Here is a 272-nt window from a genome sequence, read left to right as displayed (position 1 = left end):
TGTTTTTCGATAACTGCCCCAGGCCGACAATCCCTCCCAATAAGGCGATAAATGGCGAAAGTTCGACCAGTGTGCGCGGTAAGGTCATTAGCACCACCAGCACCGCCTGAGTCCAGCGATAACCGCCCGGGCTGACATCATCCAGTTCGTTAATCAGGTTGAAGGTGGTAAAAAGCGGCAGCAATAGCCCTGCGGCGGCGGCAAAACCGAGAAAGAGATGACGGATTAAATAGCGGCTGAAAACATTCATCGGGAAAATTTCTGCAGCAAAG

The 272-nt window shown here is 51.8% G+C and carries 1 protein-coding gene; it reads right to left on the bottom strand.

Features of this window, described 5'->3' with window-relative positions:
- The coding region (locus SB756_RS30215) for an LptF/LptG family permease (RefSeq protein ID WP_410913253.1) at positions 1-272 on the bottom strand (272 nt) is incomplete at both ends.

The sequence above is a fragment of the Pseudomonas sp. SIMBA_068 genome, assembly GCF_046534705.1.
GTDB classification, from domain to species: Bacteria; Pseudomonadota; Gammaproteobacteria; order Pseudomonadales; family Pseudomonadaceae; genus Aquipseudomonas; species Aquipseudomonas putida.
Note: the sequence above shows the minus strand (reverse complement) of the source record. Positions and strands in the feature narration are given on the sequence as shown.